Genomic DNA, 14,992 nt, shown 5'->3' with positions numbered 1-14,992 from the left:
CCTCACTTGGGAAGATTCAAGCGGCGCGAGCGCACCACCTGATACGGACGGAAGACGTAGAACACCGAGGCCAGGCCGCTCCACACGTGCACGAGGCGGCTGAAGGGGAAGAGCAGGAAGATCGTCATGCCCAGCACCATGTGCACCTTGTAGGGCCAGGCCAGCGCCACCAGGCCGGTGGCATCCGGGTTGAAGGTGACGATGCGCTGCGCCCAGTCGCTCAGCACCAGCATGACCGTGCCGTCCGCGTGCGCCAGCGAGAACGGCAGCGTGATGAGGCCCAGGCTGAGCTGCACCCACAGGATCCACAGGATGGCCAGGTCCGTGCGGTGGCTGGTGAGGCGGATGCGCGGGTCGGTCATGCGGCGCCAGATCAGCATCGACAGGCCGATGAAGCAGAACGTGCCCGCCACGCCGCCGGCGACGATGGCCAGCATCTGCTTGTTGGCCGGGCTGATGAAGTGCTCGTAGACGGCATGCGGCGTCAGCATGCCCACCGAATGGCCGACGAACAGGAACAGGATGCCGGCGTGGAAGAGGTTGCTGCCCCATTTCATGCCGCGGCTGCGCAGCATCTGGGAGCTGTCGCTCTTCCAGGTGTACTGGTCGCGGTCGAAGCGGGCCAGGCTGCCCATCAGGAAGACGGCCAGGCAGATGTAGGGGTAGACGACGAACAGGAAGTTGTGAACGGCGTTCATGCCTGGGCTCCCGGTTGATGTGCACTGGGCTTGCGCACGATGTGGATGGGCTGCGGTTGCTCGGGCCGCGACTGGCCGGCCGACGAGCAGCCACCGAAGGCTTCGGGCTCGGCCCAGTCGTCGTCGAGCTCGGGCTCGGGCGGGATCTCGACGCGCTCGGCGCGCTCGCCCGCCAGTTCCAGCGTGGCGGCCAGCACGCTGGCGTAGGGGCTCTGGCGGCGCTGCAGCGCGCTGAAGATGGCCCGCGTGATGTGGGCGATCTCGGCGAGGAAGTCGCGCGCCTCGCGGGCCGGCTGGGTGCTGGCGAACTCCAGCACGACGGTCAGGTGGTCGGGCAGCTCGCCAGGTGCGAGGTAGAGGCCCGCGCGCTCGTAGGTCTGCTGCAGGTCGACCATGGCGGGGCCGCGGTCACGCGAGTCGCCGTGGATGTGCTCGAACAGGTGCAGGGCCGTGCCGCGGCCGCGGTCGAAGAGGTCGACGAAATCGGCCTCGGCCGCGAAGGGGTCGCCCTGCTGCAGGCGCTGCAGCAGCGCGCACAGTTCGTCCAGGCGAGCCGCGGGCAGCGCAGCTTCAGACCGCAGTGCCTGCTGAAGCTCGGGCACGGCCGCGCGGAAGGCGGCGTCGGGGTAGCGCAGCAGCGCGGCAAGCACGCGCAGGCTCAAGGGGGCGGGGGTGGGCGTGTTGAACATGGCGGCCGTCCTCAGATCGTTGCCTTGATGGGGATGGTTCGCTTCTTCTCCGAGCCGAAGAGACTCGTCTCGGTGACGCCCTCGGAGCAGCCGTTGCCGAAGCTGAAGCCGCAGCCGCCGCGCACGTTGAAGGCGTTCTCGGCGTACTCGCGGTGCGTCGTCGGGATGACGAAGCGGTCCTCGTAGTTGGCAATCGCCATCACGCGGTACATCTCCTGCACCTGGGCCTCGTTCAACCCGGCCTGGTGGAGCACGGCCTGGTTCTTCACGCCGTCCACATGCACGCCGCGCTGGTAGGCGCGCATGGCCAGCATGCGCTCCAGCGCGCCGACGACGGGCACCGTGTCGCCCGCGGTCAGCAGGTTGGCGAGGTACTGCACCGGGATGCGCAGCTGCTGCACATCGGGCAGTTCGCCCACGGCGCCCAGCTGGCCGGCATTGGCTGCCGCGCTGATGGGCGACAGCGGCGGCACGTACCAGACCATGGGCAGCGTGCGGTACTCGGGGTGCAGCGGCAGGGCCACCTTCCAGTCCACGGCCATCTTGTAGACGGGGCTGTTGCGGGCCGCTTCCAGCCAGTTCTCGGGAATGCCGTCAGCCCGAGCCTGCTTGATGACGGCGGGGTCGAAGGGGTCGAGGAAGAGGTCGAGCTGGGCCTGGTAGAGGTCCTTGTCGTGGGGCGTGGCCGCGGCCTCGGCGATGCGGTCGGCGTCGTACAGCAACACGCCCAGGTAGCGGATGCGGCCGACGCAGGTCTCGGAGCAGACGGTGGGCTGGCCCGCTTCGATGCGCGGGTAGCAGAAGATGCACTTCTCGGCCTTGCCGCTCTTCCAGTTGTAGTAGATCTTCTTGTAGGGGCAGCCCGACACGCACATGCGCCAGCCGCGGCACTTGTCCTGGTCGATCAGCACGATGCCGTCTTCCTCGCGCTTGTAGATGGAGCCCGAGGGGCAGCTCGCCACGCACGCCGGGTTCAGGCAGTGCTCGCACAGCCTGGGCAGGTACATCATGAAGGTGTTCTCGAACTGGCCGTAGATGTCCTTCTGGATGTCGTCGAAGTTCTTGTCCTTGCCGCGCTTGCTGAACTCGCCGCCGAGGATTTCCTCCCAGTTCGGGCCCCACTCGATCTTCTCCATGCGCTGGCCGGTGATGAGGCTGCGCGGACGGGCCGTGGGCGCATGCTTCATCTCGGGGGCCGAGTGCAGGTGGTCGTAGTCGAAGGTGAAGGGCTCGTAGTAGTCGTCGATCTCCGGCAGGTTGGGGTTGGCGAAGATCTTCATCAGGAGCTTCCACTTGCCCCCCTGGCGCGGCTCCAGCTTGCCGTCAGGCTTGCGGATCCAGCCGCCGTTCCACTTGTCCTGGTTCTCCCACTCCTTGGGGTAGCCGATGCCAGGCTTGGTTTCCACGTTGTTGAACCAGGCGTACTCGACGCCGGGGCGGCTGGTCCAGACGTTCTTGCAGGTCACCGAGCAGGTGTGGCAGCCGATGCACTTGTCCAGGTTCAGCACCATGCCGATCTGTGCGCGAATCTTCATTTGAGTGCTCCTCGCGTTCTCAGGGGTTTTCGCCTTGCGACTGGTAGGCCGCGGCGAGGTGGTCGTCACGCGGGGTGTCGAGCCAGTCCACCTTGTTCATCTTGCGCACCACGACGAACTCGTCGCGGTTGGTGCCGATGGTTCCGTAGTAGTTGAAGCCGTAGCTGTACTGGGCGTAGCCGCCGATCATGTGGGTGGGCTTGGTGACGATGCGCGTCACCGAGTTGTGGATGCCCCCGCGCACGCCGGTGATCTCGCTGCCGGGCGTGTTGATGATCTTTTCCTGCGCGTGATACATCAGCGTCATGCCGGGGTTCACGCGCTGGCTGACCACCGCACGGGCCGCGATGGCACCGTTGATGTTGAACAGCTCCACCCAGTCGTTGTCTTCGATGCCGGCCTTTTTCGCGTCGTCCTCGCTGAGCCAGATGACCGGGCCGCCGCGGTTGAGCGTCAGCATCAGCAGGTTGTCGCTGTAGGTGCTGTGGATGCCCCACTTCTGGTGCGGCGTGATGAAGTTCAGCACGATCTCGCGGTTGCCGTTGGGCTTGATGTTCTGGATCTCGCCCGTCGTCTTCAGGTCTACCGGCGGGCGGTAGCTGGTGAAGCCCTCGCCGAAGGCGCGCATCCAGGCGTGGTCCTGGTAGAACTGCTGGCGGCCGGTCAGCGTGCGCCATGGGATCAGTTCGTGCACGTTGGTGTAGCCGGCGTTGTAGGAGACCTTCTCGCTCTCCAGCCCGCTCCAGGTCGGTGAGCTGATGATCTTGCGGGGCTGCGCCTGGATGTCGCGGTAGCGGATCTTTTCGTCCTCGCGGTGCAGGGCCAGGTGCACGTGCTCGCGGCCGGTGGCCTGGCCCTGAGCCTCCCAGGCCTTCACGGCCACGTGGCCGTTGGTCTCGGGCGCCAGCTGCAGGATGACCTCGCAGGCGTCGATGTCACTGACGATACGGGCGCGGCCGGCTGCGTCCACACCGTTGAGTTCGCGGAGCTGGGCCACCTCGGTCTTGGTGTCCCAGCCAATGCCCTTGCCGCCGTTGCCCAGCTTGTCCAGCAAGGGGCCCAGCGACGTGAAGCGCTCGTAGGTGGCCGGGTAGTCGCGCTCGACGACAGCGATGGTGGGCGCCGTCTTGCCGGGGATGAGGTCGCACTCGCCCTTCTTCCAGTCCTTCACGCCGAAGGGCTGGGCCAGTTCGGCCGGTGTGTCGTGCATCAGCGGCGACATGACGACTTCCTTCTCCACGCCCAGGTGGCCGATGCAGACCTTGCTGAAGGCCTTGGCGAAGCCCTTGTAGATCTCCCAGTCGCTCCTGGCCTGCCACACCGGGTCCACCGCCGCGGACAGCGGGTGGATGAAGGGGTGCATGTCGCTGGTGTTGAGGTCGTTCTTCTCGTACCAGCTGGCGGTGGGCAGCACGATGTCGCTGTACAGGCAGGTCGTGCTCATGCGGAAGTCCAGCGTCACCAGCAGGTCCAGCTTGCCCTGCGGCGCCTTGGCGTGCCAACGCACCTCGTTGGGTTTGGCATCGTCCTCGCCCAGGTCCTTGCCCTGCACGCCGTTCTCGGTGCCCAGCAGGTGCTTGCAGAAGTACTCGTGGCCCTTGCCGCTGGAGCCCAGCAGGTTGGAGCGCCACACGAACATGTTGCGCGGCCAGTTCTGCGGTGCGTCGGGGTCCTCGCAGCTCATCTGCAGCGAGCCGTCGCGCAACCCCCGCACGACGTAGTCCTTGGGGTCCATGCCGGCGGCGCCGGCGTCCTTGACGATCTGCAGCGGGTTGGTCTTGAGCTGAGGTGCGCTAGGCAGCCAGCCCATGCGTTCGGCACGCACGTTGCAGTCGATCAGGCTGCCGGCGAATTCGGCGCGCTCGGCCTCGGTCGCCAGCGGCGACAGCACCTCGTCCACGTCCAGCTTCTCGTAGCGCCACTGGTCGCTGTGGGCGTAGAAGAAGCTGGTGCTGTTCATCTGGCGCGGCGGGCGCACCCAGTCGGTGGCGAAGGCCAGCGGCACCCAGCCGGTCTGCGGGCGCAGCTTTTCCTGGCCCACGTAATGCGCCCAGCCACCACCGCTCTGGCCGATGCAGCCGCACATCATCAAGAGGTTGATGACACCGCGGTAGTTCATGTCGCAGTGGTACCAGTGGTTCATCGCGGCGCCGATGATGATCATCGACTTGCCCTTGGTCTTGTGCGCGTTCTCGGCGAACTCGCGCCCCACGCGGATGACCTGGGCGCGCGGCACGCCGGTGATGGCTTCCTGCCAGGCGGGCGTGTAGGGGGCGTTGTCGTCGTAGCTTTTGGCACCCGAGCCGAAGCCGCGGTTGATGCCGTACTGCGCGGCCTGCAGGTCGAATACGGTGGCGACGATGGCTTCGCCGTCCTGCGTCTTCAGCCGTGTGGCCGGCACGCGGGCGCAGTGGCTGACGCCGTCCTGCTGCGGGTTGGGCGTGAAGTGCTCGCTGGCGCTGCCGGCGAAGTAGGGGAAGGCCACGTCGACGATCTCGTGCGCCTGCGCACCGTCCTCCACGAGGGAGAGCTTGAGCTTCACATCGCCGCCGCCCTCGGCCTCCTTGGCTTCGAGGTTCCACTTGCCGGTGTCGTCACGGCCCTCGGCGCCCCAGCGGAAGCCGATGGAGCCGTTGGGCAGCACGAGGCGGCCGGTGGCGTCATAGGCCAGCGTCTTCCACTCGGGGTTGTTGCTCTGGCCCATCTGGCCGGCCAGGTCGCTGGCGCGCAGGTAGCGCCCGGGCACGCGGGTCTTGCGCCCGTCGGGCAGCGTCTGCTCTTCCAGCAGCACCAGCAGCGGCAGGTCGGTGTAGCGGCGCGCGTAGTCGTCGAAGTAGGGGCTGCGTTCCTTGAAATAGAACTCGTTGAGCGCGACGTGGCCCATGGCCATCGCGAGCGCCGCGTCCGTGCCCTGCTTGGGGTGCAGCCACAGGTCGGCCAGCTTGGCGACCTCGGAGTAGTCGGGCGTCACCGCCACCGTCTTCGCGCCCTTGTAGCGCACCTCGGTGAAGAAGTGGGCGTCCGGCGTGCGCGTCTGCGGCACGTTGCTGCCCCAGGCAATGATGTAGTTGCTGTTGTACCAATCGGCCGACTCGGGCACGTCGGTCTGCTCGCCCCAGATCTGCGGGCTGGCCGGCGGCAGGTCGCAGTACCAGTCGTAGAAGCTCATGCAGACGCCGCCGATCAGGCTGAGATACCGGCTGCCTGCGGCATAGCTCACCATGCTCATCGCTGGGATGGGCGAGAAGCCGATGACGCGGTCGGGGCCGTGCTGCTTGATCGTGTAGACGTTGGCCGCGGCGACCAGCTCGTTGACCTCGTCCCAGGTCGAGCGCACGAAGCCGCCCATGCCACGCAGCTGCTGGTAGTCACGCCGGGCGCTCTCGTCGCCCTGGATCAGCGCCCAGGCGTCCACCGGGCTCTTGGAGACGGCCAGCGCCTCGCGCCAGCGCTTGAGCAGCCGGCCGCGCACCATCGGGTACTTCACGCGGTTGGCGCTGTAGAGGTACCAGCTGTAGCTGGCACCGCGGGCGCAGCCGCGCGGCTCGTGGTTGGGCAGGTCGGCGCGCGTGCGCGGGTAGTCGGTCTGCTGGGTTTCCCAGGTGACGATGCCACCCTTGACGTAGATCTTCCACGAGCAGGAGCCGGTGCAGTTCACGCCGTGCGTGCTGCGCACGATCTTGTCGTGCGCCCAGCGGTTGCGGTAGGCGTCCTCCCAGGTGCGGTCCTCGCCGGTGCTCACGCCGTGACCGCCGGCGAAGACTTCCTTCGGCAGCTGGAAGGCGGTCAGTCGATCCAGGAAATGGGACATCGATTTCTCCGTTAACAGGACAGGGGGGCGTGCCGCCGGCCGTAGAACCACCAGCAGATGGCCATGCAGCTCAGGTAGAACGCCAGGAAGCAATACAAGGCGGCAGCGGGGCCACCGCTCAACGTGATCGCGCTGCCGAAACTCTTGGGAATGAAGAAGCCGCCGTAGGCACCCACGGCCGCGCACAGCCCCAGCGCTGCGGCACCGTGGGCCCGCGCTTCAGGCACCGAGCCCTGGCTGTGCTGCGCCTCGCGCAGGAAGCCCAGCGGCACCATGCGGAAGGTGCTGCCATTGGCGATGCCGGCCGCCAGGAAGATCAGCGCGAAGCTGGCGACGAAGAGCGGAGCGCCGCCCTCGCCCGCGAGGCTGGCAAGCACGCCGACGACACCCAGGGCCAGCGCGCCGAAGCAGGCCAGGCTGATGCGCGCGCCGCCGAAGTCGTCGGCCGCCCAGCCGCCCAGCGGCCGCGCCAGTGCGCCGAGCAGCGGGCCGATCCAGGCCAGTTGCAGTGCGCCGTTCAGGTCGGGGAACTGGCTGCGCAGCAGCAGCGGATAAGCCGCCGCGAAACCGATGAAGCTGCCGAAGCTGCCGAGGTAGAGCCAGCTCATCAGCCAGCTGTGGCGGTGCGTGAAGAGCTGGGCCTGCTCGGCCATGCTGACGCCGGCGGCGGGCAGGTCGTCCATGCCGAACCAGGCGGCCAGGCTGCTCAGCACGATCAGCGGCAGCCAGACGAGGCCGGCATTGGCCAGCCACAGGCCGCCCGGCTGGTGCGCCAGGCCGAAGAGGTCGAGGCCAATGACGGCCGGTACGGCCCACTGCACCAGGCCCACGCCCATGTGCGCAAAGCCGGCACCCAGGCCCAGCGCCGTGCCCTGCTCGCGCGCCGGGAAGCAGGCGCTGATGTGCGCCATGCCGCTGGCGAAGTTGGCGCCACCCAGGCCGCACAGCAGAGCCAGCACAACCATCCACTCGTAGGGCGTGGCGGGGTCCTGCACAGCCAACGCGATGCCGCCGGTCGGAACAAGCAAGCTGGCCGTGGAGAAGGCCGTCCAGCGCCTGCCGCCCACCCAACGCACGGCGAAGCCGTAGAAGATGCGCAACGTCGCGCCGCAAAGGGCCGGCAGTGCGCTGAGCCAGAACAGCTGGTTGGTGCTGTAGCGAAAGCCCGCCGCCGGCAGGTGCACGACGAGCACCGACCAGAGCATCCACACCGCGAACGACAGCGCCAGCGCGGGGATGGCGACGCAGAGGTTGCGCAGCGCCACCGCACGGCCATGCCGGCCCCAGAAGTCGGTGTCTTCCGGGTTCCAGGGCAGCGGCAGGGACGAGGGCTTGGGCACGGTGGTCATGCTCCGCCGCGCAGGCTCCTGCGACCATCCATCGCCGGTCGGGTGGGGCCGGCGCGGAAGAACGAGGCGGGGCGGCACGGCTATCGTTCTTTCGGACGATGGCTGACGGCGGTCAGGGGTTCTTGATCTCCGCGCCACGGCGCAGGTAGAACCACCAGTTCAGCAGCAGGCAGACGGCATAGAAGGCCGCGAAGCCGTAGAAGGCCTGCTGCGGTGTGCCGGCCTTGATCTGCTCGCCGATCAGCACCGGCGCGATGAAGGCGCCGTAGGCCGCGACGGCGGAGGTCCAGCCCAGCACGGGACCGGCCTGGGTGCGATCGAAGATGACGCCGACCGAGCGGAAGGTGGAGCCGTTGCCGACGCCGCTGGCCGCGAACAGCAGCACCATCAGGCCCATGAAGGCTGGGAAGAACTGCTCGGGCGTGGCCGAGCCGTAGGCCTGCTGCATGACGTAGCCCACCGCCGCGGAGGCGAACACCATGACCGTCGAGATGACCTGCGTGACGATGGAGCCACCGACCTTGTCCGAGATCCAGCCTCCGATGGGCCGCACCGCGGCGCCGACGAAGGGGCCGATCCAGGCATAGGTCAGCGCAGACGGCGCGTTCGGATTCTTCAGCGTGTGCGTGAGCACGCCGGCGGCGTCGGGGATGTGCTGGAAGCCGAAGATCACCGTGATGGCCAGCGGCAGCGCCATGGAGAAGCCGATGAAGCTGCCGAAGGTGACGACGTAGAGCGCCGTCAGGCTCCAGGTGTGCTTGTTGCGGAAGATGGCGAACTGCTTGGCCACGTTCTCCTTCATCGCGCCGAAGGCGGCCAGGCGCATGACGACGAGCGCGGCCATGATGTCCAGCGGGATGGCCACCCACATGTTCAGCAGGCCCAGGCCCGTGGGCGCCGGCAGGTAGAGGTAGAGCATGCCGACGGACGGCACGAAGGCCAGCGAATACAGGTAGGTGATCTTCAGGAAGGCCACCAGCGGCGAGCCGGCCTGCGGCGTCACCGTCTTGAGGTTGTTCATGCCGAGCCAGCACAGCGCGGCCAGCGGCACGAGGGACAGCGTCCATGCAAAGCCGGCGTTCTGCACCCAGGTCTGCGTGCCCGCGGGGATCTTGCCGAAGATCCAGCCGCTGGCCTTCACCAGCGTCATCGGGTCGCCGGTCAGGCCGAAGAAGCTGACCGTCATGACGAGCGGAATGACGATCTGCATCGTCGTCACGCCGAAGTTGCCCAGGCCCGCATTCAGGCCCAGGGCCGTGCCCTGCAGCCGCTTGGGGAAGAAGGTGCTGATGTTGGACATCGACGAGGCGAAGTTGCCGCCGCCCACGCCCGACCACAACGCCATCAGCTGGAAGGCCCATAGCGGCCAGCCAGGGTGCTGCAGCGCGATGCCCGTGCCGATGGCCGGCGCCAGCAGCATGGCCGTGGTGAGGAAGATGGTGTTGCGCCCGCCGGCCATGCGGATCAGGAAGGAGGCCGGGATGCGCATCGTGGCGCCCGAGATGCCGGCGATGGCCGTCAGCGTGAAGAGCTCGGCCTGGCTGAACGGGAAGCCCAGGTTCAGCATCTGCACGGCGATGATTCCCCACATGCCCCAGACGGCGAAGCCGCACAGCAGGGCCGGGATGGAGATCCACAGGTTGCGGTAGGCGATGCGCTTGCCGGTGCTTTCCCAGAAGGCGGCCTCTTCCGGGCGCCAGTCCGCGATGTCGTTCTTGCTCATGTCTTGTCCTTGAGGGAGATCAGGCGGGTTGGGCGCCATGGCCCATGACGTCGGTGCGGCGCACCTCGGTCCAGTACATCCAGATCAACGAGACCCAGACGACGCCGTACATCAACATGAAGGCGCTGGAGCGGATGCCCGTGAGGTCCAGCAGCGCGCCGAACAGGATGGGCAGCACGAAGCCGCCAAGGCCACCGGCCAGGCCGACGATGCCGCTGATGGCGCCGATGTTGCCGGGGTAGTCGTCGCTGATGTACTTGAAGACCGAGGCCTTGCCGAAGGCGAAGGCCACGCCCAGCACGGCCATCAGCGCGGTGAAGGTGTAGACGTTCAGGCCGATGTGGAAGGTCTTGGCGCCGGCGATGGTCACGACGGTGAAATCGGTCTGCGGGTAGCTGAGCAGGAACAGGCAGATCCAGCTCACCCACATCACCCACCACGTCACCTTGTGGGCACCGTACTTGTCCGACAGCAGGCCGCCGATGGCGCGCAGCACGCCGCCGGGCAGGCTGAAGCAGGCCGCCAGCAGCGCCGCGACGCGGATGTCCAGGCTGTACTCGCCGACGTAGTACTGCACCATCCACAGCGCCAGCGCCACGTAGCCGCCGAAGACGATGCTGTAGTACTGGCAGTACTTGAGCACGCGCGGGTCCTTCAGGCTTTTCAGCTGCTCGCCAAAGCTCACGTTGCTGGTGACGAGATGGGCCGGGTTGCTGTGGCTGAACAGCCAGAACAGCACGACGGTGCCGGCCATGATGGCCGCGTACACCTGCGGCACCATGGCCCAGCCGAAGCTGACGAGCAGCACGGGTGCGATGAACTTGTTGACGGCCGAGCCGGAGTTTCCGGCGCCGTAGACGCCCATGGCCATGCCCTGGCGGCTCTTGGGAAACCAGCGCGCGACGTAGGGCGTGCCGACCGAGAACGAGCCGCCCGCCAGGCCGACGAAGAGGCCGATGACCAGGAAATGCCAGTACTGCGTCGCATAAGCCATGAGCCAGATGGCCGGCACGGTGGCGAGCATCAGCATGGTCAGCACGATGCGGCCGCCATAACGGTCTGTCCAGATGCCCAGAGGCACGCGCACGAGCGAGCCGGTCAGCACCGGCATGGCCGTCAGCAGGCCGAACTCGGTGGCATTCAGGCCGAGCAGCTTCTTGATGGGAATGCCGATGACGCCGAACATCATCCACACCATGAAGCACACGGTGAAGGCCAGGGTGCTGACGATCAGGACCGCCCAGGCCTTGCGGTCGACGGGGGTTGCGGTCATGCGCTTTCCTCCTCAGTGACGATGGAGTCACTGTCCCGCTGGCGCTGAGCGCTGCACATTCACCGGAGGGTCAGCAGGGCACCGCCCGCTGGGAGGACGACGGGTGTGGCGGCCTCGTCCTAAAGAACTACGCAGGAGGCAGCCGGCACCAACATTCGGACGGGCGCAGGAGAGCGGGCAGGCCTGATGCTTCGTGTCCCCCGGCCCGCTTCGCGAGCCTCCTCCTTTACCTGCGCATCAGGCCTCCCCGCCCTCCTGCTTGGCGTTGCATTCGGTGGTCGACCCGAAAACCCAATAGCGGAAAAGCTGGGGCGTGGGGGCGTGCAATTGCGCAGGTAAAGGAGGAGGGCCGCGCAGCGGCCCGGGGGACACGGAGCAATTGCATGCACCCGCGGCCCGGCGCAATCCAGTCGTGGACGTGGCTTAGCTACGCCCGCTGCTGCGTCACCAACACCGCCGCCTGCACGCGCGAATCCAGATCCAGCTTGCGCAGCAGATGCTGCACGTGGATCTTCACGGTCGTCTCGGCGATGCCCAGCTCGCGTGCGATCTGCTTGTTGGAGTCGCCACGGGCGATCAGGTCGACGATCTCGCGCTCGCGCGGCGACAACGTGCCCAGGGGGTCGGGCGGCGCCGCCGCGGCCGTGGACGCAGCCTCAGCTTCGTGGCGGAAGGCCGTGGCCAGCTTGCCGGCCATCTCGGCGCTGAAGCTGGACACGCCACGCGCCGCGCGCTCGATGGCCTGGGTCAGCTCGTGGTTGTCGGCCGTCTTCAGCAGGTAGCCGCAAGCGCCCGCACGCAGCGCGGCGCCCAGGTCGGACTCCGACTCGCTCATCGTCAGCATCAGCACCTGCGCGCCGGGGGCCGCCGCCTTCAGCGCGGGCAGCGCCTGCACGCCGGAGACGCCGGGCAGGTGGTTGTCCAGCAGGATGACCTGCGGCCGCAGCTCCGCGGCCAGGCGCTCGGCGGCGCCTGCGTCGCCGGCTTCGCCGACGACCTGCAGCTGCGACTGCGTGGCCAGCAGCGCGATCAGGCCGCGGCGGAACAGGGTGTGATCGTCGACGACGAGGACACGGATGGGATCAACGGCGCTCATGGGTTCATCGCCTCGGATTCGGGCAGCGAGACACGCACCAGCGTGCCCCTGCCGGGTTGGGATTCGAGCGCCACGGCGGCACCCACCTTGGCGGCGCGCTCGCGCATGATGCGCAGGCCCACGTGGCTGTCGTCGGGCGTGTCCACCGCCGGGTCGAAGCCACGGCCGTCGTCGCGCACGTCGATCTGCCAATGCGGCTGGTGCGTCAGCCTCACCCGCACCTGCCTCGCCTGCGCATGCTTGCGCACATTGGCCAGCGCCTCCTGCACCACATGCAGCAGCTGCACCTGCACGTCGGCTGGCAGCGGCGCGCCGTGGCCGTCCACCTCCAGCTCGGTCTGCAGGCCGCTTTGCAGGCGGAACTTCTGCAGCGTTTGCTGCAGCGCGGGCAACATGTCGTCTCCGTCCGTGCGGGTGCGGAAGTGCATCAGCAGCGCCCGCACATCGGCCGTGCATTCCTTCAGGCCCAGCTCCAGCTCCTCGACGAGGCGCCCGGCCGCATCGGGCTGCCCGCCCTGCTGGGCATCCTTGAGCAGCTGCAGTTGGATCTTGATGAACGCCAGGCTCTGCGCGATGGAGTCGTGCAGCTCGCGGGCCAGCATGCCGCGCTCCTCGGCCACCGCCGCCTCGCGCTGCAGCGCCTCGTTGCGCAGGCTGTCCATGGCGCTGGCCAGATGGCTCGCCAGGCTGTCCAGCAGCTCGCGGTCGGCCTTGGTGGGCTGCGGCGTTTCGCGGAAGAGCAGGTCCACCTCGCCCATCACCCGGCCCTGCACCGTCAGGGCAACCGCCGTGACGGCGATGAAGCCGGCCTTGGCGCAGTGCGACCCCTGTTTGTGCTCATGGGTGATGGGGATCACGCGGGCGTGCAGCCCCGGGCTGCCGCAATGGCAATCGCCCGGCGCCAGGCAGCGCTCGGCATCCAGCATCGCGGGCGGCAGGCCCTGCGCGGCCAGCAGCACCATGCGCTGCTGGCTCGGGTCCATCCAGCGCAGCGCCACGGCGTCGGCGCCGGCCGCGCGGCGCATGCGCTCGGCGAAACCGGCCGCCAGGTCGCGTTGCGAAGCGGCACGAGCGGCGAAGGCCGTGGCCTCATAGAGCGTCGCCAGCCGCTGCTGCTCCAGGCGCAGGTCGGCCGTCTTGGCGCGCACTTCGTCTTCCATGCCGCGGTAGACCGCCTCGAGCCGCTGTGCCATGCGGTTGAAGCCGCGCGCGAGGTCGCCGAACTCGTCCTGCGAGTCCTCGGCGATGCGGGCGCCCAGCGTGCCCTGCTCCAGCGCCTGCAGGCCGCGGCGCAGGCGGTCCACCGGCGCGAAGACAACCAGGTGGGAGGCGTACAAAAAGATCATGGCGGCCGCGATGGCCAGGCCCACCAGGGCCAGCTGCACGCTCGACAGCAGCGAGCTACAGCCCCCCATGCGCGCCTCGACGGCGTCGACAAGGATGTCGATGCGCCGCACGAGGGCCTCGGCCTGGGCGCCGCTGGGCGCCGGCAGGCCATTCGCCGAGGCCAACTTGAGTTGCTGCCAGCCTTCGCGCACGCTGCGGTAGGCCTGCAGGGTTTGCTCGTCGCGGGGAAGGAACAGGGGCCGCGCCGGGTCGCCGTCCACCAGCAGTTGCAGCGACGCGTCGTAGGCCTGCAGCAGTGCACTCAACTGCCCGCTGGCGCCCGTGGCTCCTTGGTGGGCGAGGCGCCAGGTCTGCATGCGCAGCCGACCGGCCTCGTTGACCGCCGCGGCGCCGCCTTCGAGCTGCCAGCCAATCCACAGCGTCAACCCGATGGAGGCGAGCGCGATGCACAGCAAGGCGGCCCCAAGGATGCCGACCTTGGTGGCGAGACGCGCGCGATTCCAGCCCTTGGACATGCGGCTCATTCTGGGCAACCGGTCAGCAGGCGAGCTTGATATCGCGCAAGGTTCGCAGCGATTCACTCCGCTACCGTTCCCGGCTGCCCGGGGGTTTGCGCCGCCTCCCTCGCGTCCAGGCCCCAGTCCATCCAGTCGTCGCCAAACAACTCGCTGGGGTGGGGCGTGGCGACCGAGCCATTGCCGCACTGCAGCGATTCAGCCGGGCAGTAGCGGTCGCAGCCCCAGCAGACGCGCCCGGGGTTGGCCGGCCGGATGGGGAACTTCTTGCTCATTCCAGCGCCAAGGCGGCGTCTGGCACCGCCCGCAAGGCATGCAGGCGTTGCCGTTGCTGCACCGGGCGCACCATGAACACGGTGGTGTCGCGCCCACGCTCCAGCAGCAGCGTGCGCACGCGCGCCTGCCAGAGGCCGCCCAGCTCGCGCTCGTCCTGCGCGGTCGCCTTGCCCGAAGACAGCAGCGCCACCAGGGCGTCCAGCTCCGGCTGCCCAGGCAGCGTCGCGGTGTCCACGCCGACGTCCACGGCGGCATGCGTGTCGAGCCGGGTGAAGCGCAGCGCCAGCACCAGGTCGGGCTTGCTGCGGATGAGGCCGGCGCGGCTGAAACGCCCGCCCAGGCCCTTGAAGCCGGAGCTGCCCGCCGCACCCGTGAGCATCTGCACCACCGTCGCGACGACGCCGCTGCTGCCGGAGCGCGCATCGTCGCGGAACTCCACCTTGATGCCACCACGCTGGGGCAGGCCCTCCGGGTAGAGGCGCTCCAGCGCCAGCCAGGTGAGCCAATAGGCCGACGCGACGGCCACGCAGGAATGGCCGGCAAGCCTCACGGCATCGGCAAAGCCGTATTCGAAGATGCCGTCCTCGGCGCAGCCCAGCACGCGGGCCAGCGGGTCCTGCACCGTGAGGCGGGGGATGTCGTCAAAGTAGTCAGGCAGTTTCATGGTGGGTCTCGTTGAG

At 68.2% G+C, this 14,992-nt stretch carries 11 protein-coding genes; all 11 read right to left on the bottom strand.

Translation table 11 applies throughout. From position 1 onward, the window contains the following. Positions 1-2: 2 nt before the first annotated feature. The 11 genes from narI to AC07V5_RS10540 all read right to left on the bottom strand — a co-directional run bounded on the left by narI (position 3) and on the right by AC07V5_RS10540 (position 14,976). On the bottom strand, positions 3-698 hold the full coding sequence (gene narI / locus AC07V5_RS10590; protein WP_495115611.1) for a respiratory nitrate reductase subunit gamma: 696 nt from the start codon (positions 696-698) through the stop codon (positions 3-5). Continuing rightward, positions 695-1,387 carry a nitrate reductase molybdenum cofactor assembly chaperone gene (narJ, locus tag AC07V5_RS10585; protein WP_495115610.1) on the bottom strand — a complete coding sequence of 231 codons (693 nt, stop codon included), beginning with the start codon at positions 1,385-1,387 and terminating at the stop codon, positions 695-697. The genes narI and narJ overlap by 4 nt, the downstream gene beginning before the upstream one ends. An 11-nt stretch (positions 1,388-1,398) precedes the next feature. Continuing rightward, positions 1,399-2,922 (bottom strand): nitrate reductase subunit beta, encoded by a 1,524-nt coding sequence (gene narH / locus AC07V5_RS10580; protein ID WP_495115609.1) that lies wholly within the window; start codon positions 2,920-2,922, stop codon positions 1,399-1,401. A 19-nt stretch (positions 2,923-2,941) separates the two neighbouring features. Further along, complete coding sequence (locus AC07V5_RS10575; protein ID WP_495115608.1) at positions 2,942-6,733, bottom strand: nitrate reductase subunit alpha; 3,792 nt, start codon at positions 6,731-6,733, stop codon at positions 2,942-2,944. 11 nt (positions 6,734-6,744) lie between these two features. Next, the gene (locus AC07V5_RS10570; protein WP_495115607.1) at positions 6,745-8,082 is read right to left on the bottom strand and encodes an MFS transporter; all 1,338 of its coding nucleotides are present in this window, start codon (positions 8,080-8,082) and stop codon (positions 6,745-6,747) included. Between the two features lie 112 nt (positions 8,083-8,194). Beyond that, the gene (locus AC07V5_RS10565) at positions 8,195-9,805 is read right to left on the bottom strand and encodes an MFS transporter (protein ID WP_495115606.1); all 1,611 of its coding nucleotides are present in this window, start codon (positions 9,803-9,805) and stop codon (positions 8,195-8,197) included. A gap of 19 nt (positions 9,806-9,824) precedes the next feature. Beyond that, positions 9,825-11,078, bottom strand: coding sequence for an MFS transporter (locus AC07V5_RS10560; RefSeq protein ID WP_495115605.1), 1,254 nt, complete (start codon positions 11,076-11,078; stop codon positions 9,825-9,827). Between the two features lie 427 nt (positions 11,079-11,505). Further along, positions 11,506-12,174 carry a response regulator gene (locus tag AC07V5_RS10555; protein WP_495115604.1) on the bottom strand — a complete coding sequence of 223 codons (669 nt, stop codon included), beginning with the start codon at positions 12,172-12,174 and terminating at the stop codon, positions 11,506-11,508. Then, positions 12,171-14,036, bottom strand: a complete 1,866-nt coding sequence (locus AC07V5_RS10550; RefSeq protein ID WP_495115603.1) for a type IV pili methyl-accepting chemotaxis transducer N-terminal domain-containing protein — start codon at positions 14,034-14,036, stop codon at positions 12,171-12,173. Before AC07V5_RS10550 ends, AC07V5_RS10555 begins: the two co-directional genes overlap by 4 nt. A 62-nt stretch (positions 14,037-14,098) precedes the next feature. Beyond that, positions 14,099-14,311 carry a DUF3079 domain-containing protein gene (locus AC07V5_RS10545; protein ID WP_495115602.1) on the bottom strand — a complete coding sequence of 71 codons (213 nt, stop codon included), beginning with the start codon at positions 14,309-14,311 and terminating at the stop codon, positions 14,099-14,101. Continuing rightward, on the bottom strand, positions 14,308-14,976 hold the full coding sequence (locus AC07V5_RS10540) for a hypothetical protein (protein ID WP_495115601.1): 669 nt from the start codon (positions 14,974-14,976) through the stop codon (positions 14,308-14,310). The genes AC07V5_RS10545 and AC07V5_RS10540 overlap by 4 nt, the downstream gene beginning before the upstream one ends. Positions 14,977-14,992 lie beyond the last annotated feature (16 nt).

It is taken from the genome of Roseateles sp. GW821-FHT02E12, from assembly GCF_059421665.1.
This window is presented reverse-complemented; position numbering and strand designations above follow the sequence as displayed.

What these genes read in the sequence shown, in the direction of transcription:
- narI (WP_495115611.1), bottom strand. Translation starts at nt 698, where the DNA reads ATGAACGCCGTTCACAACTTCCTGTTCGTCGTCTACCCCTACATCTGC.
- narJ (WP_495115610.1), bottom strand. Translation starts at nt 1,387, where the DNA reads ATGTTCAACACGCCCACCCCCGCCCCCTTGAGCCTGCGCGTGCTTGCC.
- narH (WP_495115609.1), bottom strand. Translation starts at nt 2,922, where the DNA reads ATGAAGATTCGCGCACAGATCGGCATGGTGCTGAACCTGGACAAGTGC.
- AC07V5_RS10575 (WP_495115608.1), bottom strand. Translation starts at nt 6,733, where the DNA reads ATGTCCCATTTCCTGGATCGACTGACCGCCTTCCAGCTGCCGAAGGAA.
- AC07V5_RS10570 (WP_495115607.1), bottom strand. Translation starts at nt 8,082, where the DNA reads ATGACCACCGTGCCCAAGCCCTCGTCCCTGCCGCTGCCCTGGAACCCG.
- AC07V5_RS10565 (WP_495115606.1), bottom strand. Translation starts at nt 9,805, where the DNA reads ATGAGCAAGAACGACATCGCGGACTGGCGCCCGGAAGAGGCCGCCTTC.
- AC07V5_RS10560 (WP_495115605.1), bottom strand. Translation starts at nt 11,078, where the DNA reads ATGACCGCAACCCCCGTCGACCGCAAGGCCTGGGCGGTCCTGATCGTC.
- AC07V5_RS10555 (WP_495115604.1), bottom strand. Translation starts at nt 12,174, where the DNA reads ATGAGCGCCGTTGATCCCATCCGTGTCCTCGTCGTCGACGATCACACC.
- AC07V5_RS10550 (WP_495115603.1), bottom strand. Translation starts at nt 14,036, where the DNA reads ATGTCCAAGGGCTGGAATCGCGCGCGTCTCGCCACCAAGGTCGGCATC.
- AC07V5_RS10545 (WP_495115602.1), bottom strand. Translation starts at nt 14,311, where the DNA reads ATGAGCAAGAAGTTCCCCATCCGGCCGGCCAACCCCGGGCGCGTCTGC.
- AC07V5_RS10540 (WP_495115601.1), bottom strand. Translation starts at nt 14,976, where the DNA reads ATGAAACTGCCTGACTACTTTGACGACATCCCCCGCCTCACGGTGCAG.